Origin of the sequence: Nitrosophilus kaiyonis, from assembly GCF_027943725.1 — a bacterium.
Taxonomy (GTDB): Bacteria; Campylobacterota; Campylobacteria; order Campylobacterales; family Nitratiruptoraceae; genus Nitrosophilus_A; species Nitrosophilus_A kaiyonis.
In genome coordinates this window covers 533841-558271 of the sequence record NZ_AP025696.1, presented here as the reverse complement: position 1 = coordinate 558271, position 24431 = coordinate 533841, and the positions used below count along the sequence as shown (strand labels likewise).

General features: G+C 29.4%; 22 protein-coding genes. 10 read left to right on the top strand and 12 right to left on the bottom strand.

Annotated features, from left to right (window positions below; genetic code table 11):
• Window positions 1-45: 45 nt before the first annotated feature.
• The 9 genes from QML81_RS02815 to QML81_RS02775 all read left to right on the top strand — a co-directional run bounded on the left by QML81_RS02815 (window position 46) and on the right by QML81_RS02775 (window position 12171).
• A complete protein-coding gene (locus tag QML81_RS02815; RefSeq protein WP_281951680.1) occupies window positions 46-3516 on the top strand; it encodes a hydantoinase B/oxoprolinase family protein in 3471 nt (1156 codons plus the stop codon).
• A 73-nt stretch (window positions 3517-3589) separates the two neighbouring features.
• Window positions 3590-4477 carry a KaiC domain-containing protein gene (locus QML81_RS02810; RefSeq protein WP_281951679.1) on the top strand — a complete coding sequence of 296 codons (888 nt, stop codon included), beginning with the start codon at window positions 3590-3592 and terminating at the stop codon, window positions 4475-4477.
• Window positions 4478-5146, top strand: a complete 669-nt coding sequence (locus tag QML81_RS02805) for a bacterio-opsin activator (RefSeq protein WP_281951678.1) — start codon at window positions 4478-4480, stop codon at window positions 5144-5146. It begins immediately after the preceding gene.
• A complete protein-coding gene (rgy, locus tag QML81_RS02800; RefSeq protein ID WP_281951677.1) occupies window positions 5143-8511 on the top strand; it encodes a reverse gyrase in 3369 nt (1122 codons plus the stop codon). Before QML81_RS02805 ends, rgy begins: the two co-directional genes overlap by 4 nt.
• Window positions 8512-8658: 147 nt before the next feature.
• The gene (gene ppk2 / locus QML81_RS02795) at window positions 8659-9570 is read left to right on the top strand and encodes a polyphosphate kinase 2 (protein ID WP_281951676.1); all 912 of its coding nucleotides are present in this window, start codon (window positions 8659-8661) and stop codon (window positions 9568-9570) included.
• Between the two features lie 8 nt (window positions 9571-9578).
• Complete coding sequence (locus QML81_RS02790; RefSeq protein ID WP_281951675.1) at window positions 9579-10265, top strand: SDR family NAD(P)-dependent oxidoreductase; 687 nt, start codon at window positions 9579-9581, stop codon at window positions 10263-10265.
• 14 nt (window positions 10266-10279) lie between these two features.
• Entirely contained in the window at window positions 10280-11032 is a 753-nt protein-coding gene (nadX, locus tag QML81_RS02785; protein WP_281951674.1) for an aspartate dehydrogenase, read from the top strand.
• On the top strand, window positions 11032-11715 hold the full coding sequence (locus QML81_RS02780; protein ID WP_281951673.1) for a DUF434 domain-containing protein: 684 nt from the start codon (window positions 11032-11034) through the stop codon (window positions 11713-11715). Before nadX ends, QML81_RS02780 begins: the two co-directional genes overlap by 1 nt.
• Window positions 11716-12171 (top strand): heme-binding domain-containing protein, encoded by a 456-nt coding sequence (locus QML81_RS02775; protein WP_281951672.1) that lies wholly within the window; start codon window positions 11716-11718, stop codon window positions 12169-12171.
• 30 nt (window positions 12172-12201) lie between these two features.
• On the opposite strand, the gene QML81_RS02770 is transcribed toward QML81_RS02775, so the two are convergent.
• The 5 genes from QML81_RS02770 to ppk2 (QML81_RS02750) are packed head-to-tail and all read right to left on the bottom strand — an operon-like array spanning window position 12202 to window position 15520.
• On the bottom strand, window positions 12202-12762 hold the full coding sequence (locus QML81_RS02770) for a hypothetical protein (RefSeq protein ID WP_281951671.1): 561 nt from the start codon (window positions 12760-12762) through the stop codon (window positions 12202-12204).
• Window position 12763: 1 nt separating this feature from the next.
• Window positions 12764-13789, bottom strand: coding sequence for an AmmeMemoRadiSam system radical SAM enzyme (gene amrS, locus QML81_RS02765; protein ID WP_281951670.1), 1026 nt, complete (start codon window positions 13787-13789; stop codon window positions 12764-12766).
• Between the two features lie 57 nt (window positions 13790-13846).
• Window positions 13847-14437 (bottom strand): flavin reductase family protein, encoded by a 591-nt coding sequence (locus QML81_RS02760; RefSeq protein WP_281951669.1) that lies wholly within the window; start codon window positions 14435-14437, stop codon window positions 13847-13849.
• Window positions 14437-14751, bottom strand: a complete 315-nt coding sequence (locus QML81_RS02755) for a hypothetical protein (RefSeq protein WP_281951668.1) — start codon at window positions 14749-14751, stop codon at window positions 14437-14439. Before QML81_RS02755 ends, QML81_RS02760 begins: the two co-directional genes overlap by 1 nt.
• 10 nt (window positions 14752-14761) lie before the next feature.
• Window positions 14762-15520 (bottom strand): polyphosphate kinase 2, encoded by a 759-nt coding sequence (gene ppk2, locus QML81_RS02750; protein WP_281951667.1) that lies wholly within the window; start codon window positions 15518-15520, stop codon window positions 14762-14764.
• Window positions 15521-15584: 64 nt separating this feature from the next.
• Between ppk2 (QML81_RS02750) and QML81_RS02745 the strand changes: the two genes are divergently transcribed.
• Entirely contained in the window at window positions 15585-15905 is a 321-nt protein-coding gene (locus QML81_RS02745) for a hypothetical protein (protein ID WP_281951666.1), read from the top strand.
• A 6-nt stretch (window positions 15906-15911) separates the two neighbouring features.
• On the opposite strand, the gene QML81_RS02740 is transcribed toward QML81_RS02745, so the two are convergent.
• From QML81_RS02740 to QML81_RS02710, 7 genes are read right to left on the bottom strand one after another with little or no spacing between them, the layout of a single operon-like run.
• Window positions 15912-17366 (bottom strand): TrkH family potassium uptake protein, encoded by a 1455-nt coding sequence (locus QML81_RS02740; RefSeq protein WP_281951665.1) that lies wholly within the window; start codon window positions 17364-17366, stop codon window positions 15912-15914.
• The gene (locus QML81_RS02735) at window positions 17348-18667 is read right to left on the bottom strand and encodes an NAD-binding protein (protein WP_281951664.1); all 1320 of its coding nucleotides are present in this window, start codon (window positions 18665-18667) and stop codon (window positions 17348-17350) included. The genes QML81_RS02740 and QML81_RS02735 overlap by 19 nt, the downstream gene beginning before the upstream one ends.
• Before the next feature lie 60 nt (window positions 18668-18727).
• Window positions 18728-19375 (bottom strand): MarC family protein, encoded by a 648-nt coding sequence (locus QML81_RS02730; RefSeq protein WP_281951663.1) that lies wholly within the window; start codon window positions 19373-19375, stop codon window positions 18728-18730.
• A 25-nt stretch (window positions 19376-19400) separates the two neighbouring features.
• The gene (locus QML81_RS02725) at window positions 19401-20480 is read right to left on the bottom strand and encodes an ABC transporter permease (RefSeq protein WP_281951662.1); all 1080 of its coding nucleotides are present in this window, start codon (window positions 20478-20480) and stop codon (window positions 19401-19403) included.
• The gene (locus tag QML81_RS02720; RefSeq protein ID WP_281951661.1) at window positions 20477-21592 is read right to left on the bottom strand and encodes an ABC transporter permease; all 1116 of its coding nucleotides are present in this window, start codon (window positions 21590-21592) and stop codon (window positions 20477-20479) included. Before QML81_RS02720 ends, QML81_RS02725 begins: the two co-directional genes overlap by 4 nt.
• A complete protein-coding gene (locus QML81_RS02715) occupies window positions 21592-23208 on the bottom strand; it encodes an ATP-binding cassette domain-containing protein (protein ID WP_281951660.1) in 1617 nt (538 codons plus the stop codon). Before QML81_RS02715 ends, QML81_RS02720 begins: the two co-directional genes overlap by 1 nt.
• Window positions 23189-24409: an MFS transporter gene (locus tag QML81_RS02710; RefSeq protein WP_281951659.1), complete on the bottom strand. Its 1221-nt coding sequence runs from the start codon at window positions 24407-24409 to the stop codon at window positions 23189-23191. The genes QML81_RS02715 and QML81_RS02710 overlap by 20 nt, the downstream gene beginning before the upstream one ends.
• Window positions 24410-24431: the final 22 nt, after the last annotated feature.

The window sequence follows — 24431 nt, the reverse complement described above, 5'->3', positions numbered from 1 at the left end:
ATAATTATAATATCAATAATTAGAGTTTCTACATAAAGGCGGCTTATGTTAAAAATTGCAATTGATAGGGGAGGAACATTTACTGATATTTATGCAAACTATAATGGAAAAGTTTATGTAAAAAAGATTTTAAGTGAGAGTGAGCATTATGAAGACTCAAATAGTGAGGGAATTAGACTTATTTTAAAAGAGATTTTTAATAAAAAACCTGAATTAATAGATTTAGAAGATTTTGAATGGATAAGATTTGGGACTACTGTTGCAACAAATGCTCTTCTTGAGAGAAATGGAGAAGATGTTACTCTTTTTATTACAAAAGGATTTAAAGATTTACTGAAAATTGGTTATCAAAATAGAGAAGATATTTTTGTTCTTGATATTAAAAAACCAAAACCTTTATATAAAAAAGTAGTTGAGATAGATGAGAGAGTATATCCAGAAGATGGCTATTTTGAAGTTTTAAAAGAGTTGGATGAAAATATTGAATTTAAAGATATAAAATCTTTAGCAGTTTTGTTTTTGCATTCATATGGATTTGATAAGCATGAAAAAAGAGTTAAAGAGTTAGCTATAAAAAATAAAATAGAAAATATATCAATATCAAGTGAAGTCTCATCTTCAACAAAGGCCGTTGAAAGAGGAGATACTGCTGTAGTAGATGCATATTTGACTCCTGTTTTAAAAAGATACATAAAAAATATAGTGAAAAATTTCAAAGGTGATTTAAATAAATTGTATTTTATGAAATCAGATGGAAATCTTTGTAAAAGTGAAGATTTTAGAGGAAGTGTTGCACTATTAAGTGGTCCTGCAGGAGGTGTTGTTGCTTTAAAATCCATATATAAAGGCACTCCTTTAATAGGTTTTGATATGGGTGGAACAAGTACAGATGTTAGTAGATATGATGGTAAAGTTGAATTAAAATATTATGATGAGATTGCAGGAGTTAAGGTAGCAGTTCCAAGTGTAGATATTCATACAGTTGCAGCTGGTGGAGGAAGTAGACTTTTTTATAAAAATGAGATGTTTGTTGTTGGGCCTGAGAGTTCAGGAAGCAATCCAGGGCCACTTTGCTATGGGAAAAATGGGTATTTGAGTATTACTGATGCAAATTTAGTAACTCAAAGACTTGAAGTTGATTTTTTCCCAAAAATATTTGGTAAAAATCAAAATGAACCATTGAATATAAAAGCTGCTAAAGAGGGTTTTGAAAAGTTATCAAAAAAGATAAATAAAAGCATTGAAGAGATAGCTGAAGGCTTTATAGATGTGGCAAATGAAAATATGGCAAATGCTATAAAAGAGATAACAATTAAAAAAGGGATAGATGTAAAAAATCATATTCTTTGCTCTTTTGGAGGAGCAGGTGGACAGCATGCTGTTGGAGTAGCAAGAAAACTTGGAATAAAAAAGATTTATATACATAAAGATTCAGGAATATTATCAGCCATTGGCATAGCAAATGCAGATATTGTAAAAACATATCAGAAAAGTTTTGATAAAAGAGTAAAAGAGATAGATTTAGAAAAAGAGTTTAACAGTTTTAAAGATAGCGCCGATGAGATAAAAAAGAGTCTATTATTAAAGTATGAAGGAACACAAAATATTATAGAGGTTGAATATAAAGATAATTTTTTTGATGATTTTTGCGAAAAACATAAAAAGATTTTTGGATTTTTACTAAAAAAAGAGGTTATAGTTGAATCTATAAAGATAGATTTTATTAAAAAAAGCAAAGTTTTAAATAGAAAAAAGTTAAGAAAAAAAGATGTAAAACCTGTCAAAGAGAAAGAGATTTTCTTAAATGGTAAATGGCAAAAGGCTAAAGTTTATAAAGAGATATCTCCACAATTGAAAATAGAAGGGCCTGCTTTAATAATTCAAGAAAGCTCAACCATACTTCTTGATGAAAAGAGTTATGCAAAGATAGATGATTATGGGGATATTCATATTGAGCTTGAAGATTTAAAAGAGAAGGAGAAAATTAAAGAGGTTGAGATATCTCTTTTATCCAATAGATTTAAATTTATTGCTACAAAAATGGGAGAGATTTTACAAAAGACTGCAGTATCTACAAATATAAAAGAGAGATTGGATTTTTCTTGTGCAATTTTTGATAAAGATGGAAATCTAATCTCAAATGCTCCCCATATACCGGTGCATCTTGGCTCAATGAGCAGTGTTGTGAAATCTATTATAAAAAAGTTTGAAGGAAAATTTAGAAGCAAAAATGTTAGTTTCATAACAAATGTTCCATATGAAGGAGGCTCGCATCTTCCTGATATTACAGTAATAACCCCTTTTGTTCGAAGTGGGACTTCGAACAAAAGGGAGGTTCTATTTTGGGTGGCAAGTAGAGGGCACCATGCAGATATTGGAGGGATAACACCTGGTAGCATGCCACCTTTTTCAAAAAACCTACATGAAGAGGGAGCAATTATTGAAGCTTTTGAGGTTGTAGAGGATAAAGAGTTTAAAGAGAGTGTATTAAGAGCGATATTTGAAAGTGCAGGGGCTAGAAATATTGAAGATAATATAAGTGATATAAAAGCTCAAATTAGTGCAAATATGGCTGGAATTGAGGGTGTAAAAGAGTTGATTGAAGAAAATGAAGAAAAAGTTTTTTGGTATATGAAAAAGATTCAAGAGATAAGTGAAAAAAAGGTTAGAGATTTTTTTAAAAATTTAAAAGAGAAAATTTTTATGGCTCAAGACTATTTAGATAATGGAGCAGCTATAAAATTAAAAGTAGAAATTGATAATTTTGGAAATGCAGTTTTTGATTTTAGGGGTTCTTCTTATGAGCTTATATCAAATCAAAATACACCATTTTCAGTTGTTAAATCTGCGGTAATTTATTCTATTAGAGTTATGTTAAATGAGGATATTCCTTTAAATGAAGGAATTATAAAACCAATTAAAATATTGGTAGATGAAAATTCGATTTTAAATCCATCTTCTGATAGCGCTATTGTAGGTGGCAATGTTACTACATCACAAAGAGTTGTAGATGTAATTTTTAAAGCTTTTAAGGTATCTGGAGCAAGTCAAGGGTGTATGAATAATATCATTTTTGGAGATGATAGTTTTGGATATTATGAAACTATAGCAGGAGGAGCAGGAGCAACTAAAAATAGTGATGGAGCAGATGGTGTTCATACCCATATGACAAATACAAAAATAACTGATGTTGAAGTTTTGGAAAGAAACTATCCTGTAAAAATTAAAAGGTTTGAATTAAGAAAAAATAGTGGAGGAGAGGGAAAACACAAAGGAGGAGAAGGGGTAGTTAGAGAGTTTGAGTTTTTAAAAGCTTTAAATTTATCTATTTTAACTGAGAGAAGAGTATTTTCTCCTTATGGAATGGATGGTGGAGAAGATGGTAAAAAAGGAGAGAATCTATTAATTAGAGATAAAAAAATTTATAATTTAACATCAAAAGCATCTATTAAAGTAAAAAAGTTTGATAGGCTTGTTATAAAAACTCCAGGTGGAGGTGGATTTGGAAAAAAATGAAAATGATACTTTTGTAGCTTTACTTAAAACATAATTTTGTTATAATCTTTTAAAATATGCTAAAGGAGCAGATATGGCTCAAAGCGAAGAACACTATTATAAAGAGCCCCAAGTAATAAAAGAGGGAATTTTAGTTGGTAGCAAAGCTTTAGAAAAGGCTCCAGAGTTAGAAGGTGTTCCAACTGGAATAGAGGGATTGGATGATCTTTTTTTTACTGTTAAAGAGGTAAAAAATGAGCTTAAAAAGGTTCCTTTAGGAGGAATTCCTAAATATAGTGTATTTAACTTAACAGGTGTTAATGATACTGGGAAATCATTAATGGTAGAACAGTTTGCTGTTGAGCAAGCAAGAAAAGGGAACAAAGTTGCATTTATAACTGTTGAGACACCTGCAAATTTTGTAATAGCATCGATAAAATATAGAGCCTTAGCAATGGGCTATGATTTTAAAAAATTTGAAGATAATATTATAGTTATTGATGCTGCATCTCATACTCCTCTTAGAGAAAATATACCAGACCTGCTTGCTACATTAGCTTTTGCAATAAAAGAGTATAAGATAAAATTTACTGTTATTGATTCAATAACAGGTCTTTTTGAAAACAAAGAGATGATGGCAAGAAGTATTGTAAGAAGAGTTTTTAATTTCATGAAAAAATGGTATCAAACAGCACTTTTTGTTTCACAAAAAAGAAGCGGACATGAAGAACTTAGCTCTGAAGCGGCTGGAGGTTTTGCAGTAGGACATATAGTTGATGGAACTATGGTTTTAGCAAAAGAGTTGATAACTAGTGGGTATGCTGCAAAATTATATAAAGCAAATATAGGTGATATAGTGAGACTTTTTAGAATAGATGGCTGTAGAATGAGTGGACATGATACAAGAACACATTTTATGCAAATAACTGATACTGGCATTGTAAAAATATTGGGACCAATATCACAAAACAAGGAGGCGTAAATGGCTATAGTATTAACAGGAGCCGGATTAAATATAGATGAAAAAGGTGTTGAAAGATTGGTTGAGAGAGTTTTTTATAAAGCAATTGATCTATTGGGTGGATTAAAAAAACTTGCAGAATTTAGAACTTTAACTTGGCTTCCAAGTCTTGCAAGAGCATCTTTTGCAATTGTTTTAAGAGAGGAATATCTAAAAACTGAAGATGATATTGCAGATTACGTTGGTCTTACAAGAAATACTGTAAGAAATATTTTAAGAGCAGATCCTGAAGCTGCTATGTATAAAATTGAGCATATTGATGAACTAACTTCTGAAGAAAAACAGCAGATGAAAGTGCATACAGCTGGAGGAGTTGCTAAACTTGCATATAAACTTGTAAAAGAGGGTCAAGATTCACAAACAATGCTTGAATTTTGTCATGAAATAGCTGGTGAAGTTATTAAAGCAGCTAAATGTGAAGCTCCTTGGGCATATGTAGTTTTAAAACATACAAAAGGTATAAGCTATCCAATTGCGAATAGTCAAGAATTGGAAAATCTATTAAAAGGTATAGATATAAAAGGATATGATGGTTTAGATGTTGCAAAAAATTTAAGTTATCCTATAAAAAATCCTGCAAATTTACTTCATGAAATTAAAGAGTTTCTATTGAGTCAAGGAAAAGAGTGATACCTCTTATTTATAAAAATATGTGCCCTAATTGTAAGGGCGATATTTGCAGTGAGAGGCTTTTAAAGGGCTTAGTATGTAAAAAATGTTTACCAAAAGAGGTAAATGATCCTTGCAATGAGCTCAAAAATGGAGATTTTTTAAAAGTTTGCGAACTTCAAAAAGAGGTTGAAGAGTTTAAAAAATATTTTAAAGAAAAAATTGGATATGAGCCAAGAGAGCTACAATTAATGTGGGCTAAGCGCCTTTTATTAAATTTATCATTTGCTCTATTGGCCCCTACTGGTATTGGCAAAACCACTTTTGGACTTTTAGTTGCAAGTTTTTTAAAAAAGAAAAACAAAAAAAGCTATCTTATTTTTCCAACTACTCTTCTTGCAAGAGAAGCTTATAAACGCTTAGAGCAAATGGATGAAGAGACTCTTTTTTATAATTCAAGAGCTTCAAAAAAAGAAAAAGATGATGTTAAAAAACGTATTGAAAATGGTGAGTTTGATATTTTAATTACTACAACTCCTTTTTTATATAAAAATTATGAAATTATTCCAAAAGTTTTTGATTTTGTTTTTGTAGATGATGTGGATTCTATTTTAAAATCGGCAAGAAATATAGACAAAATTTTACTGCTTTTAGGTTTTGATAATGAAGATATTCAAAAAACTTTAGAATTTATAAAATATAAATCCCTTTTAGTAAGAAAAAAAAGAATAAATTGGGAAGAGTTTGAAAATAAAAGAGCCGAGATTGAAAAAATCGCTCAAAAAAGAGACTCTATACTTATAGTATCAAGTGCAACTGCAAATCCAAAAAGCAGAAGAATCCTTCTTTTTAAAGAGCTTTTAGGTTTTGAAGTAAGCAGGCCAAGTATTACTTTAAGAAATATAGAAGATATATATGAAGAGCCAAAAGATTTATGGGATGAAAGTATAAATAAAATAAAAGCTTTTGGAAAAGGTGGTCTTATATTTCTTCCTTCGAATGCAACAAAAGATGAACTTAATAGATATTTAAATTTTATCAATCAAAAAGGTATAAAAGCTGTTAGTTATGAAGAGTTTAAAGAGGAAGATTTTAGGGAAAAAAAAGTAGATGTTGTAGTAGGATTTGCGAGTTATCGCAATCCATTGGCAAGAGGTTTAGATCTTCCAGATGTTGTAAGATATGCTATTTTTGTTGGAGTTCCAAAATTGGAATTTAGCCTTGATTTGCAAAAACCAACCTCTTTATATTTTTTCCTATTAGCACTAATTCCTGCACTTAAAAGTGAGCCATTTTTTGAAGAGGCTTTAGAAAATATAAACTATTTAAAAAAAGTAGCTTTTATTCCAGTTTCAAAACTTTCGCAAAATGTAAAAGAAAAAATTGAGAATATTTACAATTGGATCTATAATAAATTGAGTGAAGATTTTATTCAAAAAATAAATGCTAATCCAGATGTATCATTAGTTAAAAATGAAAATTTTAAAGTTATAACAGCAGATGTAACAGGTTATATTCAAGCAAGTGGGCGAACAAGTAGGCTTTATGCTGGTGGCCTTACAAAAGGGCTTAGCTTTTTATTAGTTGATAGTAAAAAAGCTTTTAAAAGTTTGCAAAAAAAAGTTAAATGGTTTAGTGAAGATATTAAGTTTAAAAAAGTTGATGAGGTTGATATAGAAAAGATTTTAAAAGATATTGACAGTGATCGTCAAAAGATAAAAAAGGCTATGCAGGGGAGTTTTAAAGAGAGTAAAGATTTTTTTAAAACAGCTCTTGTGATTGTTGAATCTCCAAATAAAGCAAAAACTATTGCTAACTTTTATGGTAAACCATTAGTTAGAGAGGCAAAAGGGTTAAAAGTTTATGAGATAGCAAAAGAGGATAAAATTTTAAATATCACAGCATCCAAAGGGCATGTTTTTGATTTAGGATTGAAAGATGGATTTCATGGTGTATTGACAAAGCCAGGTTTTATTGAAGTTTTTGAGCCAATAGATGAATCAAAGCTAAAAATTATGGAAGCTATTAGAGAGCTTGATATTGAAGTAGGTGAAGTTTTTATAGCAACAGATCCGGATACAGAGGGAGAAAAAATTGCATATGATCTTTTTTTAAATAGCCGCCCATTTAATCTCAATATAAAAAGAACTGAATTTCATGAAGTAACAAAATGGGCTTTTGATAATGCTTTAAAAAATGCAAGAGAGGTAGATGAAAATAGAGTAAAAGCACAATTGGTTAGACGTGTTGCTGATAGATGGATAGGTTTTGAAATTTCAGAGTATCTGCAAAAAAAGTTTAATCAAAAAAGTTTGAGTGCAGGAAGAGTTCAAAGTGCTGTTCTTGAGTGGATAGTATTAAGAGAAAAAGAGGTAAAACAAAAAATATATGTTGTAGAAGCTCTATTTGAAAGATTGAAAGCAGAATTTATTTTCGAAATTAAAGATGATGCAAAAAAATTTTATAATTATTTGGAAAAAGTTGAACTTAAATTTTTAAAAGAGGAAAAAAAAGAGCTTTTTAGAGTCCCTTTTTCTACTGATGCTATGTTATATGAAGCATCTTCAAGACTTCATTTTTCTCCACAATTTACAATGCAACTTGCTCAAGATCTATTTGAAGCAGGTTTTATAACTTACCATAGAACAGATTCAATAAGAGTAAGCCCGGCTGGACTTGCAATAGCAAAAGAGTATATTAGTGAGCATTTTGGTGCAGAGTTTTATAAACCAAGAAGTTACAAGTCTTTTGAGGGTGCACATGAAGCTATTAGGCCAACACGAGCTATGGATAAAGAGGAGCTTGAAGAGTTTATGAGATTGCAAAACCAATTCCCTTCGCAAGCTCACTTAAAACTATATGATCTTATTTTTAGAAATTTTATTGCTTCTTGTATGAAAGAGGCAGTAGTGTTAGAAATATATGCTAAAGTTTTAGCTTTAAATAAAGAGAGCGAAATTAGTTTTTATAAAGAGATTATCAAAGATGGAATAAATTTAATTTGGCCAATTGAAATAAATAATGTAAATGAGGGAGTTTATGAAGTTCAAAAGAGTTTTATTTCTCGTTCAAAAACTCCAAGATACGGCTATGCGCAAATAATTAAAATGATGAAAGAAAAAGGAATTGGAAGACCTTCAACATATGCAATTACAATAGAAAAGCTACAGCAAAGAAGATATATTTTTCAAAAAGGTGGAACCCTCTTTGCCACTAAAAAAGGTTTAATGGTTTATGAAGAGATTAAATCTCATCCAAAATTTTACTATTTTGTGAATGAAAACTATACAAAAGAGTTAGAAAGTATTATGGATGAAGTGGAAAAAGGGAAAATAGATTATAAAAATATTTTAAAAAATCTATATGATAAGGTAAAAAATCTATAAATTTTTAACAAAATTTTATTTTTTAAGATATATAATTTATTTAGGGCGGAGAAGAAAATATTAAAGTTAGCTTCTAATTTTGCTAACTCTCTTTATTGTTAAAGAGACTCCATACTGCAAATTTAATAATCCAAATAAAGGGGAGGAATGATTACTTTATATGAAGATCTCTATTTTTTAAAAGAGAGAATTCAAGAACCAGAATTAAAGAAAAAATTAGAAGACCTTGAACAGCAGCTTCATCTACTTAGAACAAAAACTGGTCTTAGACAGTTGGTAAAAAAGAAAAAATTAAAAAAAGCAGTTGAATATGTAAAATATGAAAATGAACTAATAAAGCTTCAAATAGAGCTTATAAAACTTCAAAATTGGGTATATGAAAATAAAAAAAGAGTTATGATTATTTTTGAAGGGCGTGATGCTGCAGGAAAAGGTGGATCGATAAAAAGATTTACAATGCATTTAAATCCAAGAAAATACAGAGTTGTTGCACTTCCAGCACCTACTGAAGTTGAAAAAGGACAGTTCTATTTTCAAAGGTATTTCCAACATCTTCCAAATCCTGGAGAAATAGCCTTTTTTGATAGAAGCTGGTACAATAGAGCTATAGTCGAGCCTGTTTATGGATTTTGTACAAGAGAGCAATATGAAAAATTTATGAAAGAGGTACCAGAAATTGAACATGCTTTAATTGATGATGGAATCATTCTTATTAAATTTTGGTTTTCAATATCAAAAGAGACACAAAAGAAAAGATTTGAAGAGAGAATGAAAAATCCATTAAAACAGTGGAAATTAAGCCCAGTAGATATGAAAGCACAAGAGTTATGGGATAAGATAACATACTATAAAGAGGAGATGTTCTCAAGAACTCATACTTCATATAGCCCATGGATCATAGTAAATTCAAATAATAAAAAATTAGCAAGACTTGAATCGATTCGATATGTATTAAATCAGATACCATATAAGGGTAAAGAGGAGGCAAAAGTATCACTCCATCCAGACCCTGATATTGTACAAAGATATCATAGAAGAAATATTCAAATAGATGCATAGGAGAGAATATGAAAATTTTTATAACCGGAATTGGTAGCGGTCTTGGCAAAGCTTTGGCACAGGAGTACTTGGAAGCTGGTGAGAAAGTTTATGCTTTAAGTAGATATATGCCAAAAGAGTTTGAAAAGTATGATAATTTATATTTTTATGAACTAAATCTATTTGCGACAGAAGAGATAAAAGATGCTCTTAATAATCTTTTAGGTGAATGTGAACTTGATATCGCAATTTTAAATGCGGGAATTTTAGGTGAGATAAAAGATATGAGTGATACAAGTTTACATGAGATTGAAGATGTGATGAAGCTAAATGTATATGCAAACAAAGTTATACTTGATTTTCTAAAAGGTGTTGCAGTTAATCAGATAGTTGCAATAAGCAGTGGTGCAAGCATAAGTGGTGCAAGAGGCTGGAATGCTTATTCGTTAAGCAAAGCCGCTTTAAATATGCTTATAAAGCTATATGCTAATGAGATGCCAAATACACATCTTATATCTTTGGCTCCTGGACTTATTCAAACACCTATGATGGAGCATATATTAAAATATGGTGATGATGAGAAATATCCAACAATTAAAAGATTAAAAGAGTCAAAAAGGCTAAATCCAAGAGATGCAGCAAAACTTTTAATAGATAGTTTTAAAAAATTATTGGAATATCCAAGTGGTGAGTATATAGATATAAGAAATATGTAATATTGGAGGCTATCTTGAAATTAGGAATAATTGGATGTGGAAATATTGCCTCAATTATAAGTGGTTTTAAATTAAATTGTGAAGTTGTTGCATTATATGATAGACATTTAGAAAAAGCAAAAAAACTTGAGAAAGCTTTTGGGGCAAAAGCTTATGAGAGCTTTGATGATTTTATAAAACAAGACTTTGATACAGTTTTAGAGACAGCTTCATATGAAGCGGTAAAGACTCTTTCAAATAAAATTTTAGAAAAAGGTAAAAATCTTATTATATTAAGTAGTGGTGCTTTAATGGAAGATGATTTTAGAAACTCCCTTATAGATAAAGCAAAAGAGAAAAATCTATTTATAAGAGTTCCAAGTGGAGCTCTTTTTGGAGTAGATAATGCAAAAGTTTTATCATTTACAAATCCAAAAAAAGTTTTTATAAAAAGTGTAAAAAATCCAAAAGAGTTTGGACTTAAAAATGAAAAAAAGCTTGTCTTTAAAGGAAAGGCAAGTGAATGTATTAAACGTTTTCCAAAGCAGACTAATGTAACTGTTACTATCTCTATAGTTACAAACTATAATGCCGATGTTGAAATATGGGCTGACCCTGAAGTTGAGCATAATATTCATGAAGTAGAATTAGAGGGTGTATTTGGAAAATGCAGTATTAAAATTGATAATCTCCCAAGCGAAAAAAATCCTAAAACAAGCTATCTTGCGGCTTTAAGTGTTGTTGCTTTGATAAATGAAATTGATAACAATTTTATAGTTGGCACATAATGAGGCATAGGGGAGCTTTTGACACTTCAAAACTGTTTAAAAATTTAGAAAATTTAAAAAAAAGTGTATATGATGCAATTTTTTTAATAAAAAGAGGATATAAAAAAGATAGTGTTATAGATTTTGTTTCTAACCATTATCAATTATACTCGATACAAAGAGATGCTCTTTATAAAGCTGCTACAATAAAATATAAAAGAGGTGTTAGGTCTATCAAAAATAAAAAGGTTTATATTGATGGATTTAATATATTGATAACTGCCGAAACTGCTCTTGCAAAATCTATAATAATAAAATGTTATGATGGATGCTATAGAGATTTAAGTTCTGTTTACGGAAATTATAGATTTGTATTTGAAACAGATGAAGCAATAAAGTTTTTATTTAATGCTTTAAAAGTTCTTGAAACAGAAGAAGCTATTTTTGTTTTTGATAAAAAAGTATCCAATAGCATAAAACTCTCAAATAAAATTCAAGATTTAGCAAAAAAAGAGAATTTAAATATAAAGGCTGTTGCAATAGATAAAGTTGATAGATTTTTAAAAAACCAAAAAGATATTGTAATAACTTGTGATAGTGCAATAATTAAAGATTGTAAAAAATGGTTTAATATAAGCTCGTTTTTATATGAAAAGTTGTATAAAAGTGCAAAAATTTTAGATTTAAGCTTAAAAGGGGGATAAATGAAAAGTTTTTTATATTTTATAGGGGTATTGATTGTGATTTTTGTAATATTTCAATTTATTCCATCTTATGAAAAAGCAAATCCAACTTTTGATAAAACTAAAGAGATTAAAATTTCAAAAGATTTAAAATCAATTTTTAAAAAGAGTTGCTATGATTGCCACTCCTTTGAGACAAACTGGCCATGGTATGCAGATGTTGCTCCAATGAAATGGGTTGTTAGAAGAGATGTTGTTGAAGGTAGAAAAGCACTTAATTTTTCTATCTGGGATAGTTATCCTAATGCAAAAAAAGAAGAGCTTAAGAAAAAAATATTTAGAAGTATAAATCTTGCGATGCCTCTACCTCAATATCTATGGCTTCATCCAGATGCTAAACTAAGCAGTGATGATAAAAAGAAGGTTCAAAACTGGGCAAGTAATGGAAAAGGTTATATAAAAATGGAGGTTAGATAAATTTAATAGCATCTATTTTTTATAGGTGCTTTAAGTTTGAAGTTGTTTTAACTCATCTTCAATTCCATAAGAAAAATTAAAAAACATAATCCCATCAAAAAAGATATTTGCACCAACAATTAGTTTTAAAAGCCAATAATTTGTTAATGGCCAGCCAAAGACTATAAACATAGCAAGAAGTATAGAAAAAGCTCCACTATATATAATATATCTATATTTTTTTAAGGGTTTATAGGATATACCTATTGCTGATTTTATAAATCCATCGAGAAAAAGATAAAAAACAATTGTTATCAAAATAGCTAAATCATGTTTAAGAGGAAGAGTTAGAAAAACTAATCCAGATATCAGAGGTATCAATGGATGAAGAATAGATAATCTATTCTCATAATAGTTTTTATATAAAATAAAAGCAATCAATATACCAGTAAAAAATAGAAATAGACCTATAAATATATCTATTTTGATATTTGGAAATATGACATTTGCTAAAATAGCAAGTGAGCCCAAAAGGGCTAAAGAGATTCCAACTTTTTTGGAATAAAGATTTATATTTTTTAGTGTTTCTTTTTCAAACATATGAGGATTCATTTTATTTCCATACTCCTGGAATATGTGTTCCACATTTTGGACAGTTTCCATCTTCAGTTAAATGGTTATGTACAATCTCTCCAATATAGCCATATCTATCAATTACTTTAAAGCCACATTTTGGACAATAGGTACTTTCTCTATCTTCATCTGGATAATTTCCTACATATATATATTTTAATCCCTCTTCTTTACCTATCTCATAAGCTCTTCTTAAAGTTTCAATTGGAGTAGGGGGCCTATCAAGCATTTTATAATCTGGATGGAACCTTGATATGTGCCAAGGCATATTTGGATCAACATCTGCTTGAAATTTTGCAATATCTCTTAACTCTTCATCACTATCATTGATACCTGGAATTATAAGCGTTGTTGTTTCTATCCAAATACCCTTTTTATGGGCGTATTTTATTGCTTCGAGTACTGGTTTTAATCTTGCACAGCTTATTTTTTGATAGCTTTCATCCTTAAAAAATTTAATATCTATATTCATGGCATCTATATAAGGAGCAAGCTCATCAATAGCCTTTCTTGTTTCAAATCCGCTTGTTACATATATATTTTTTAAACCTTTTTCTTTCGCTAGTTTTGCAGTATCGTATGTATATTCAAAATATACAATTGGTTCATTATATGTATATGCGACAGATTTGCATCCAGTCTCAAGAGCTAACTTTACAATGGTTTCAGGCATAAGTTCTTCACCAAATACTTCAAAATTGTGTGTTTGAGGATGCTGACTTATCTCCCAATTTTGGCAAAATTGACAACAAAAGTTGCAGCCCACCGTACCTATAGAAAAAACTTTAGAATTTGGTAAAAAATGAAATAGAGGCTTTTTCTCAACTGGATCAATATGGGCAGCTGCAGCAAGGCCATATACGGTGGATTTTAGTTTTCCATCTTGATTTACTCTTACTCCACATTTTCCATACTCGCCAGGCTCTAATTTACATGCATGAGCACATGCTAAACATACCACTTTTCCATCTTTAAGCTCTTTGCTAAGCCATGCATCAGCTACCATCTTTTCTCCTTTTGTAAAGCTTTCATATATAATATATTATACCATAATAAAAAAAATTTAAGTTATTTTAGGAGGTTCTATTTTTTTATTGCATAAAGCATACTCTTTTCCAACTCTTGCAATAAGTTCAAGTTCAATATAATATTTTTGAGGATCACTTACAAATTTATCATTAACAAAATATTTTTTAATCTCTAAAATCACAGGAATAGTTTTACTATCATCTAAATCAATTTTTTGATAAAAATTGCAAAAAAATGATGCTGGAGAATCTTTTATCATAGGTGGAAACTCTTTAAATATTTTTTCTGTTTTTATATCAAAAACATCAGCTTCACTAACATTATAAGGCAGCTCTTTTGATGATAGATGCATCTTTTCTAAAAGATCAGGTGAGACCAAAGAGATAGTGCATTTTTTTGTTTGAAGAATATTTTTTAAAGTGTCTTTTAAAGAGCCATCTTTTTTGTGACCAATAGAAACGATTAAAGTAGCAGGATTTGAACTTAAAGCTGAAAAATAGCTAAATGGAGCAATATTTAAAGTTTCATTTTCTGTAACAATCCATGCAATAGGCCTTGGAATAATAGAGTGACTCATTATTTTATATCTATCACTAAAAGATATATTTTCAAAATCTACAATCATTATATGATCCTTTCATAGTACTCTTTTATATCTTCTACAATTAAACTCATCTCTAAAAAAATAGAATAGTATCTATTTTTGGGTGTGATTTTACTTTTGCTCTTTTCATAAGAGAGCCATAAATCCTCAACAATATCAAAATCTCCATATTTTAGAGCATCTAATGTTTTGGCAGCATCTATGAAGCCTTTTATAACAAAAGAGCTCTCATCATTGCAAAAATTAAGGCTATCTTGCAATATTTCAACTGCCTCTTTAAAATTTTCTTCATTTATGGCATCAATATATTTAAACATATATTTTTCAATGTGCATATTTTCTCCTTTATGGGGCAATAAGTCCTTTTTCATAGCAACTTTTGTCAAATTCACATACTATATTGGGATCATATACAAGTAGTTTTTCATCTTTTTTTGGATAGTCTTGTCTGCTTAAAAAGTGTTTTATACAATTAATTCTTGCTTCTTTCTTATCATCTGCTTTAATAACAAACCATGGAGCAAATGCAAAATGTGTGCGGGCAAACATCTCATCTCTTGCTAATGAATACTCTTTCCAAAGTTTTTGAGCCAGTTTATCTATAGGACTTATCTTCCATTGTTTTAAAGGATCTTTTTTTCTCTCATCAAGCCTTCTTTTTTGCTCTTCTTTTGTAATATCAAGATAATATTTTGTAAATTTCATTCCATCATGAACTATTAAATGTTCAAAATTTGGCACCTCTTCCATAAATTTTTCATACTGCTCTTGTGTGCAAAATCCCATAACTTTTTCAACTCCAGCCCTGTTATACCAGCTTCTATTGAAAAATACCATCTCACCCCCACGAGGAAGATAGTGGATATATCTTTGAAAGTACCAATATTTTTTATCAAGTTCAGTAGGTTTACTTAATGCAACAACTCTTGTATCTCTTGGGCTTAAATGTTCAGTAAATCTTTTTATAGTTCCATCTTTCCCCGCGGCATCGCGTCCTTCAAAAATTGTACAAACTTTAATATCTTCTTTTATAACATGGCTTTGAAATTTTACAAGTTCAACTTGTAGATAGTACAGTGTTTTTTTATACTCTTTTTTATTCATATCTTGCCTTTAAGAAAAATATGCTATATTTAATTATAATATAGTTAACTTAAAGGCATTTATGATGAAAAAGGTTGTTTTTATTTTATTGCCATTTATACTTTTGGCTGATACTATTATCAATACAAGCGTAGGGTGTCCTGATTTAAAAGATATAAAGGCTATAACTTCTCTTGCAAAAAAAGGAGAAGATGTAAATTTAGAAATTATAAAAAGGGGATGCAGAGTTTTTTATCCAAAAGAAAAAGTAAAAGCAAGATTAGATATAAAAGAGAAAGATGGATTTATTCAAATTGAGTTTTTAAAAACTGGAGATTTTTATTATATAAAGAAAAAAGATGTAAAGATAGAACAGCCTGGAAGAAAAAATATAATAAATTTTTAAACTATTTTAAAATTTTTTCCAAAACTCTTTTGAAAAAAGAATAACAAATGTATAAAATTCTAATCTTCCAATAATCATAAAAATAGATAAAACTACTTTTTCAAAATCACTAAAAAAAGAGAAATTATCAGCAGGTCCTACATGTCCAAAACCAGGGCCAATATTTCCAATACATGCAATTGATGCAGAAAATGAGGTTAAAAAATCATATCCTTTTGCATATAAAAAAAGTGTCAAAAATATATTAATTATAACAAAAAGCAGAAAAAAACCACTTACGCTATTCAATATTTTACTTGTTATTCTATTTTTATCAATATAAACTCCAATAACAGCATTAGGGTGAAGATTTTGTTTAATTTGTGCAAAAAGATTTTTAAAAAGGACTACATATCTTATTACCTTAACGCCTCCAGCAGTACTTCCGGCATTCCCTCCTACAAACATTGCTAAAAAAATAAGAGATACTGCAATTTGAGACCATTTTGAATAATCAGTTGATGCAAAACCTGTTGTTGTAAGGATTGAAGATATTGTAAAAAAAGCATGTGTTGCTGAATGAAAAATAGTGTCTTTTCCTATATAAAAGTGAACAGCTGTTAAAGATATTGCAAGTATTAAAAAAATTATTGTATACCATTTTACCTCTTCACTGAGATATCCACTAAAATCTTTATGAAAAATTCTCAAATGTGCTAAAAAGTTTATTCCACTTAAAAACATAAAAATTGTGGTTACCCATAATATAAAATAGTTATTTCTCCAATGGCCTAAACTATCATTCATAGTAGAAAAACCACCAGTTGATATTGTTGAAAAAGCGTGATTTATAGCATCAAAAAGGCTCATTCCCCCTATATACAATAAAAAAATATCACATATAGTTAAAAGAAGATATATTCCCCATAATCTTATTGCAGTATCTTTTATTTTTGGAGTTAATTTTTCGACATTTATTCCAGTTGCCTCAGCTTTAAAAAGAGTTAAAGAGCCTGTTGGATTTATAAGAGTTAATAGTCCAACACCAAGAACTATTATTCCCATTCCTCCAAGCCAGTGAAATAGGCTTCTTAGCATTAAAGTAGTTTTACTTAAACTCTCTATATCACTGTATATTGTTGCTCCGGTAGTTGTAAATCCACTAATTGCTTCAAAAAAACTATCAGCAAAAGAGATATTAGAAGTTATGTGTAAGGCTATACCGCCGCCGATTCCTAAAAGTATCCATACAAGATTAACAGCAAAAATACTCTCTTTTATATTCATTTTAAAATGGTGTTTTGATAAAAAAGAGAAAATTAAAAAATTTATTCCTAAAAAAATAAGATTAAAAATAATATATTTTTTTATAGGTTCATTATAAACTAAACCGGTTAATAAAGGAATTATAAAAAAAATTGATACGCCAATTCCTATTGCTGAGATGAATTTTAGAATATTTTTTATAGATTGGATATCCACCTGTTTATTTTTCCTTCAAGATATGATTTTAAAAATACAACTATAATATCAGCCTCTTTTAATTCTATTTTATGGTCAAATTTTTTTATTATTCCATCTCTTATAAAAAACAGAAGAGAATCTTCCATTTTTAAAGGCTTAATTGTTTTGCCAATCAATGGTGAATTTGGAAAAATTTTTCTCATAAATATTGTTCCTCTTCCACCACAAAAATGTTTTTCGGTAATAATATTACTTGAGCCTATCTTTTCCAAAATAGAATAATATGCACTTGTTTTTGGTCCTCTAACTGCTATGATTCCTAGTTTATGCATTAGATTATAAAACTCTATATTATTATTTATAGCAACAGTTTTTTTAACATTATACTCTTTAGCCTCTAAACATCTAATGATATTGTCTTCATCATCATTGCTTGTTGAAATGACCATATCTGCGTTTTTAATATTTTCCTCTTCATATATTGTATGTTCAATATATTTGCTATTTATTATCATTGCTTTATCTTGTAGAGCTTCTGAGGCTTTTTTGCAAAGATTTTCATCTTTTTCTATAATCTTAATATCAACTTTTTTTTCTAAAAAAACTTTTGCTATCTCTATTCCTAAAAGGTTGGCTCCAAAAATTGCTATTTTTTTAATCTCTTTAGGGGCTTTTTTGTTTAAAATTTGACAGATATTTTTTATTTCTTTTTCATCTCCAAAAATATAAACAAGATCGTTTTCTTGCAGTTTTTCATTTTCATTTGGAATAAAAAATCTTTTCTCTCTTTCTATACCAACAACTACAATTTTTTGTGAAATAATTTTTGAAATTTCTGTAATTTGAGGTTCTGTTATCTGGAGGGATACTAATTTATATGGAGAAAAAATGAAATCTTTTATATTATTTGCTTTTGGAAAATCAATTAGAGATTTTATAGATTTTGCGGCTAAAACAAAAGGGAAAACTGCCTCATTAATATTTAATTTTTTAGAAATTGAGCTTTTTGCAAAATATGGATTTCTAAGCCTTATGATCTTTTTTTCAACATCTATAATATCATCAGCAATCAAAGTTGATAAAATATTTGCTTCATCATTGTCAGTTACTGCTATAAATATATCAAACTTACTATCAATGAGAGATTTGAAAGTATCGGGGTCTTCTATATTACCAAAAATTGGCATAACATCTAAAGATTCAGAAAGCCTACTTAATGCATCTTTATTTTTATCTATAATATGTATATTGTGCTTAATAGATAAATTTTTTGCAAGTCTAAAGCCAACTTGTCCTGCACCAGCTATGATTATATTCATTCTCTTTTTCTCTTTTTTTGATTATGATATCAAATCATTTTAAAAAAAATATAAAATTGTTTAACTACTCATCCATAATCCTTTAATACCACTTATAAGAAATTGAGAAGCAATTGCACCTACAATTAATCCCATAATTCTAGTTAATATTTTAATTCCTGTAATGCCTAATGCTTTATTTATAAATCCTGCATATTTAAGAATTAAATATGTGATTAATGATGAGATAAAAATAGCTAATGATAATATTAAATAAGAGATAATTGAGTTAAATTGAGTAGTGTTATTATGATTTAATACAATTATTGTGGCAATTAAACCTGGTCCAAACAGTATAGGAATACCTAAAGGAATGATTGATATGTCATCTTTTTCTTGAGCTTCTTCATTCTCTTCTGGTGTATGTCTTGCTTTAGTTGGATGACCGTATGCCATATTGATTGCAATGAGCATTAAAATTGTACCTCCAATTACTTTTATTGAAAGCAGATTTATTCCAAAAAATTTAAACAGATATTCTCCCAAAAAAAGTGTTAATAAAGATGCGATAAATACAACTGCAGTTGCTTTTTTTGCAACAGGGATTATATTTGTTGAAGTTGGAGGAGTAATCATTGATATCATAATACTTGCCGCAGCTATTGGATTAATGATAGTTATAAGTGCGATAATATCATGTAAAAATGTATAAAAATATGTATCAGTCATATTATTCCTTTAATTATCTGAAAAATTAAAATAGTTTACCAATTTTTCTAAATCCATAAATATATAATATAAGTCCCAATATTGTAACTCCAGTAAAATATGGCCATAAATCAATAAAAGATGTACCTCTAAAAAAGATGCTTTCACTTCCTTCTATATAATATCTAAGAGGAGAAAGAAGTGATAATTTTTGCAAAATAGGGTGCATTGCATATATTGGAGTCCAAGCCCCGCTTAGAAAGATAAGCGGCATCATGATGATAATTGAAAGTTGTGCTACTTGCATAACTGTTTTAGAGACTGCTGCAACAAAAAGCCCAATTCCTGCACTGCTAAAAGCATAAAGAAATGTAAGAAGTATAAATGCCCAAAATGAGCCATTGAGCGGAGTATCAAAGGCTGAAATAACCACAAGTCCAACAGATATTACACTGCCAGCCAATACAATTACAACTTGAGAGATAGTTTTTGCCAATATTGTTATTTTAGCATCTACTGGCATTAAAAGCATAATATCCCAAGTGCCATCCTCTTTCTCTTTTACAAAAACAACCGCAGTTAAAATAACAATTAAAAGAGTAATAACAGACAAAAGCTCAGTCAAAGAGATGAACATATGAGTATTTGCATTTTGATTAAAAAGTTTATGAGTTTTTAATATTAGTGGAAGGTTAATGTTTTGAAAATCAAGAACAATATTTTGCAAGTATGTAAGGGTTATAAAACTTTGCGCTGCAGCTGTGGCATCAAGTAAAAGATTAATTGTTGCAGGTTTTTTTTGAGCATAATTTATTGCAAATTCTCTATCAAAAATAATACCAACAGTTATCTCTTTGTTAAAAATTGCTTTGCTTAACTCTTTTTGGGATAAAAAACGTTTTGGTATTTTAAATTCTGGAGTATGAAGTTTTGAGAGTATCTTTTGGCTTATTCCTCCACCTGTCTCATCAACATAACCAATTGCTACATTTCTTGGTTTTACCTCAATTCCAGCCCCGGCAATATAAACATCCAGAGTAAAAGAGTAAAGCACTACTAAAACAAGCATTGTTGAGCGTAAAAAAGTTAGAATTTCTTTACTAAAAGTAAATAAAAAGGCTTTCAACGCATCTCCTTTTTAAGAAGAAAAACACCTGTTAAAAAATAGAAAAGAAAAAACAGAATCAATATAAAAAGGTAAAAAACTATTTTTAAGGAGTCTAATCCTTGTCCAATTAAAAAGGTATCATAAATTATATGATTATAATACATAACTGGAAAAAGATGGGCCTCAATATAGGATTCTCCCTTCATTGAGGAGATTGGCATTATAATTCCGGAATATAAAAATCCAGGAATAATTGTGACAATTACTGTCAATACAACTGCTACAATTTGTCTTTTTGTTATTACAGATATTAAAAGACCAATGGATAAGCTTATTAAAATATATATTTCACTTACAAACCAATATAGGAAAAAATTTCCACGAAAAGGAAGATTAAAAATATAAATAGCTATTAAAAAAAGAGTGAATATATTTATAGAGTGGAGTAAAAATACTGGAATTAGTTTTGCTGCTAAAAATTCGCTCTTTTTCAATGGAGATGCATAAAAGTTAAAAATTGTACCCTTTTCTTTCTCTTTAACAATCAAAAGAGCAGATAAAATTGCTGGAGCAATCAATAAAACAAGACCAATAAGTCCAGGAACTATAGCATCTTCATCACGCATGGCTTGATTAAAAAGATTTCTTTGATTGATTAAGATTTGAGGTTTTTGTCCTATCTTTGATGCAATATCCCTTGCGGCATTTAATATAACTCCTTCAATATATCCCTCAATTGTCATTGCTCGCATAGGAAAAGATCCATCTACAAAAATTCCTAGCTCACTTTTTTGATTATGCAAGAGCCTTCTTTCAAAAGAGCTTGGAATTATAAGCAAAGCATCGATTTTTGCCTTTTTTATTAATTTTAGCGCTTTTTGTTCACTTAAATAAGAGATTTTCGGATTAAAATATTTTGAGTGTTCAAATTTGCTAATTAGTTCTTTTGAATATTTACTATTATCATTATCTAAAATTAATAATCTCGCGCCAGTTACTTCCATTCTTATTCCATATCCAAAAAGAAAAAGGACCATTGCAGGCATTAGATAGACCATTATGATAAGTTTAGTTCTAAATAGCTCAGTAAACTCTTTTTTTATATAGGCTTTTATTGTTCTTATTTTCATTATTTTGTCCTATAGTAGTAGAGAAATATATCTTCAAAACTTTTAGCATTTGGATGCTTTTTATAAAGGTTATCTACAGTGTCATCAACAATTTTTTTGCCTCTTTTAAGTACTGCAACCCTATCGCAAAATTCAGCTTCGCTCATATAGTGTGTTGTTATAAGAATTGAAATATTCCATCTATTTTTTAGTTCTCTTAAAATCTCCCAAAACTGCGCTCTTGCAATTGCGTCAACTCCACTTGTCGGTTCATCTAAAAAAAGAACAACAGGCTCATGTAAAAGTGCGGCAGCTACCGAGAAACGCTGATTTACTCCTAATGGCAATATTGATGGAAAATCATCCAAATACTCTTCAAATCCAAGCTCTTTTGCATATCGATTAATTTTTTTCATAGCTTTCAATGCATCTATTTTATGCATATTTGCAAAATATATAAGGTTTTCTCTTACAGTCATATCATTATAAAGAGCAAAACGTTGTGAAACATAACCGATTTTTGCTTTTAACTCTTGACGATCTTTACCGCTTTTTATACTCTTTCCAAGAAGTTTTAACTCTCCTTCATCTATTTTATAAAGACCCAAAAGCATTTTGATAAAAGTTGTTTTTCCTGCTCCATTTGCTCCAAGAAGGCCAAGAATTTCACCTCTTTTTAATTTTAAATCGATATGGTCATTTGCTATAAATTCTCCAAATTTTTTTGTAAGAGATTTTGCTTCCATAACTATAGGAGGGATATCTATTTTTCTTTTTCTATCTTCAATTTCAATTTTTGGAATAGTTTTGTTTTTTTTAAGTGCATTAACAAAAAATATATCTTCAAGCGAAGCTTTGGCGTGAGGCATTTCAAGGGGAGTTAGAGAGTAACTTTTTTTATGAATATTTAAACAATCTTTACAATCAAATTTATCATATACAAAAGGGGCAATTGAATCAACCAAATTTTGAGGTTTTCCTCTTGCAATTATTTGTGAATCATCAAAAAGAAGAACTTTATCCATTTTTTGTGCCTCTTGCATATAAGCAGTACTTACAAGAATGACTGTACCTTCTTCTTTTCTAATATCATCTAAAATTTTCCAAAGTTCTAATCTGCTTAGAGGATCAACTCCTGTTGTTGGTTCATCTAAAATCAAGAGTTTTGGGCGGTGTAAAAGAGTACAAATTAGAGATAGTTTTTGGCGCATACCGCCACTTAAGTTTCTTGCAACTCTATTTGTAAATTCTGCAAGGCCTGCCATTTCAAGAAGTCTTTGGCGATAAGAAAAAAAACTGTTATCTTTTTTTATAGATCTTATATCTGCAAAAAAGTCAAGATGCTCTTTAACTGTTAATGTATCATAAAGGACAAGGCCTATACCTTGAGGCATAAGGCCGATATCTTTTTTTAAAACTTCTGCTTCTTTTGGGGAGTGATATGAAAAATTATTAAATATTATCTCTCCTTCAAAATTTATCACTCCAGCAATTGCATGCATTAAAGAGCTTTTTCCTGAACCATCAGCTCCAATAAAACCTATTATCTCTTCACTATCTGCTTTTAAAGAGGCTTTTTGAATACCAATATGTTTTTTATATTTAACGGTAACATCTTTAACTTCTAAAAGAGCCATAATTTTTACCCAAAAAAAGAATTAATAAAAAAAGCGCTCCACAAAGAGAAAATATTATTGCATTATTCATACCAAAATGTTCCCAAATTAGGCCACAAATGTAAGCTCCAAGTGCTCCAAAAAGTGCAACTCCCGCATAAAATACTCCATACACAGAGCCTTTATTGTCGCAAAAAGAAGCTATAAAAGCTCTATTTGCATTAAGAGTAGAGACTGTAAAAAGTCCCAAAAAAGCATAAGATATCCAGGTAAAGATTGGCTTTTGAAGCCATAATAGTAAAAGAGCTAAAATTGCACTTATATACCCTAATGCCATAACTTTATTAACACCAAATCTATCTATCCAGATGCCAAAAATATAGCTTGTAACTGTTTGTGTTCCTGTAGAAACCATAAATAAAACAGGTATTAGCATAACTGCAATTCCAACACTTTTTGCCTGCATTGTAAAAAAAGCCTCATTAAACATAAAAAATATAAAACCAAAATAAAAAAACAGTCTCTTTATAGCTTTTTTATCTTTTTGTGTTAGTTTAAATTTGGTTTGTTTAGGCTCTTTTTTAATATCTTTAACAAAAAATATAACTAAAAAGAGTCCAATAAGGCCTGGAATAATAGTAGCTAAAAATATTGAGCGAAGTATTTTTTCCTCTTCACCAAAATAGTATAAAAGTAAAAATACAATTATTGTTCCGCTCATCTCTCCAGCAATATCAAGTGTTTTATGAAAACCAAATGTCTTTCCAGAAGCTTTTTTTTTACTATATGAAGCAATCATTAGATCTTTTGGAGCACTTCTTAGTGCTTTTCCAAGCCTCTCTAGCCCTTTAAGGGCTGCAACGCTTTTATAGGAGTGGCTAAAGCCAATAAGAGGTTTGCTTAAAGCTGAGAGTGCATAACCGCTTACTACCAATGGTTTGACAATTCCATATTTATCAGATATATATCCAGATAAAAGTCTTAGGGCATAAGAGATAAAAGTTGCAATTGCTACAATAATTCCAAGCTTATCAACCCCTTCATGAAGAGTCACTACTACAAAAATAGGAAGTATTGGATTTATCATAGCCGAAGCCATATCGGTAAAAAAACTTACCCAACCAAGGACTATAACATTTGGGTCAATTTTTTGGACATTGGACATTTGACATTGGACATTTAAATTTTTTGATTCTTCTAAATCATCAAATTTATTTTTCACAATTTTCTCCTCCAATGTCTAA

Bases quoted from the DNA above. Each gene is read 5' to 3' on its own strand.
- ppk2 (WP_281951667.1), bottom strand. From the start codon at position 15,520: ATGAATAAAAAAGAGTATAAAAAAACACTGTACTATCTACAAGTTGAA.
- QML81_RS02805 (WP_281951678.1), top strand. From the start codon at position 4,478: ATGGCTATAGTATTAACAGGAGCCGGATTAAATATAGATGAAAAAGGT.
- QML81_RS02815 (WP_281951680.1), top strand. From the start codon at position 46: ATGTTAAAAATTGCAATTGATAGGGGAGGAACATTTACTGATATTTAT.
- QML81_RS02715 (WP_281951660.1), bottom strand. From the start codon at position 23,208: ATGGCTCTTTTAGAAGTTAAAGATGTTACCGTTAAATATAAAAAACAT.
- QML81_RS02755 (WP_281951668.1), bottom strand. From the start codon at position 14,751: ATGCACATTGAAAAATATATGTTTAAATATATTGATGCCATAAATGAA.
- QML81_RS02745 (WP_281951666.1), top strand. From the start codon at position 15,585: ATGAAAAAGGTTGTTTTTATTTTATTGCCATTTATACTTTTGGCTGAT.
- QML81_RS02730 (WP_281951663.1), bottom strand. From the start codon at position 19,375: ATGACTGATACATATTTTTATACATTTTTACATGATATTATCGCACTT.
- QML81_RS02790 (WP_281951675.1), top strand. From the start codon at position 9,579: ATGAAAATTTTTATAACCGGAATTGGTAGCGGTCTTGGCAAAGCTTTG.
- QML81_RS02770 (WP_281951671.1), bottom strand. From the start codon at position 12,762: ATGAATCCTCATATGTTTGAAAAAGAAACACTAAAAAATATAAATCTT.
- amrS (WP_281951670.1), bottom strand. From the start codon at position 13,789: ATGGTAGCTGATGCATGGCTTAGCAAAGAGCTTAAAGATGGAAAAGTG.
- QML81_RS02780 (WP_281951673.1), top strand. From the start codon at position 11,032: ATGAGGCATAGGGGAGCTTTTGACACTTCAAAACTGTTTAAAAATTTA.
- QML81_RS02775 (WP_281951672.1), top strand. From the start codon at position 11,716: ATGAAAAGTTTTTTATATTTTATAGGGGTATTGATTGTGATTTTTGTA.
- QML81_RS02760 (WP_281951669.1), bottom strand. From the start codon at position 14,437: ATGATTGTAGATTTTGAAAATATATCTTTTAGTGATAGATATAAAATA.
- ppk2 (WP_281951676.1), top strand. From the start codon at position 8,659: ATGATTACTTTATATGAAGATCTCTATTTTTTAAAAGAGAGAATTCAA.
- QML81_RS02735 (WP_281951664.1), bottom strand. From the start codon at position 18,667: ATGAATATAATCATAGCTGGTGCAGGACAAGTTGGCTTTAGACTTGCA.
- QML81_RS02810 (WP_281951679.1), top strand. From the start codon at position 3,590: ATGGCTCAAAGCGAAGAACACTATTATAAAGAGCCCCAAGTAATAAAA.
- QML81_RS02720 (WP_281951661.1), bottom strand. From the start codon at position 21,592: ATGAAAATAAGAACAATAAAAGCCTATATAAAAAAAGAGTTTACTGAG.